The sequence below is a fragment of the Ruminococcus sp. 1001136sp1 genome (assembly GCF_039841815.1).
GTDB lineage: Bacteria > Bacillota > Clostridia > Lachnospirales > Lachnospiraceae > Blautia_A > Blautia_A faecis.
Genome location: NZ_JBDPGY010000064.1, coordinates 1 through 1,309, shown reverse-complemented (window position 1 = coordinate 1,309; position 1,309 = coordinate 1). Strand labels below are relative to the sequence as shown.

Annotated in this window: 2 protein-coding genes; both read left to right on the top strand. The window is 43.1% G+C overall.

The window, feature by feature from the left end; translation table 11 throughout:
- Positions 1–70 precede the first annotated feature (70 nt).
- Entirely contained in the window at positions 71–1,039 is a 969-nt protein-coding gene (locus tag ABHC48_RS20495; protein ID WP_187566192.1) for an Rpn family recombination-promoting nuclease/putative transposase, read from the top strand.
- Positions 1,040–1,065: 26 nt separating this feature from the next.
- Positions 1,066–1,236, top strand: a complete 171-nt coding sequence (locus ABHC48_RS20490) for a hypothetical protein (protein ID WP_187566208.1) — start codon at positions 1,066–1,068, stop codon at positions 1,234–1,236.
- The last annotated feature ends 73 nt before the right edge of the window (positions 1,237–1,309 follow it).

Genomic DNA, 1,309 nt, shown 5'->3' with positions numbered 1-1,309 from the left:
TATACATCATAAGAGTTTCAAACTTACATAAGCTCTTTTGAAAAACAAATCATAGAAGGTGGTGAAATCCATGGGAAAAAAGGATATCATCACAAAAGAGTACATGGAAGACACGAAGGTTTTTGCGGATGTGTTCAACCATATGATTTACAAAGGAGAAAAGGTCATTGACCCTAAGAATTTGAAGGAACTGGATACGGCGAATATAATTATTCCATATGGAGCTGATGGGGCGGAGGTGCCATATCAGAAATATCGGGATGTGTTTAAAATCCTGTGTGCTATGGAAGATGAAAATGCGGTGTATCTGCTCCTGGGAGTGGAGAACCAATCCAATGTTCATTATGCAATGCCAGTGAAAAATATGGTTTACGATTCGCTGGAGTATGCAGCGCAGGTGCAGAAAGCAGAGGCTTCTCATAAAAAAGCGCGGAAGGAGAAAGAGCCTAAGGAGAAGAAACCGGATTCCGCAGAGTTTCTTTCAGGCTTTTACAGAGAAGACAGGCTGCTTCCGATTATAACAGTAGTTGTGTATTTCGGGGCTGATAGCTGGGATGCGCCTAGGTCGTTACATGAGATGTTGGTGGTACAGGATAAAAACATATTGTCGTTGGTTCCTGACTATCGGATTAATCTGATTGCACCAGGGGAGATGAGCGAAGATGAGTTGGAACATTTTACTTCTAATTTCCGGGAAGTGATGAAGTTCATCAAATATTCTGGTGATGGAGAGAAATTAGAGCGGTTTGTAAATGCGAATGCAGCATTTGAAAATGTGGATAGGAAGGCTGTCCGTGTAATGGAGGAGATGACTGGAATGAAGATAGAAAGAAAAGAAGAGGAAGAAACGGTGAATGTTTGTAAGGGACTTCGGGATTTACAGGAAAAGGGACGAGTTGAAGGAATCCAGATCGGTGCAGAACATGAACAGCGACTTACCAAAGCTCTGCTGAATGACAACCGCATTGACGACCTAAAGCGTGCCCTTGAAGATCCCGCTTTTCGCCAAAAACTCTTGGAAGAGTATGGAATTGACTAAACAGTTATAGAGGAGAGAACAATTTTATGTGTGGAATCGTATCCTACACCGGCCATTCCCAGGCCGCGCCCATCCTTCTGGATGGTTTATCGAAACTGGAATACCGTGGCTATGACTCAGCCGGTCTTGCCATTCGTGACGGGGAGAACAAAACGAAAATCGTAAAAGCGAAGGGTCGTCTGAAAGCTTTATCGTAAGCGCTTAATTTTTAGGTATGATAGAAAAATCCCCGACTACTTTTCAGTAGCCGGAGCACCTTGACAATTCACA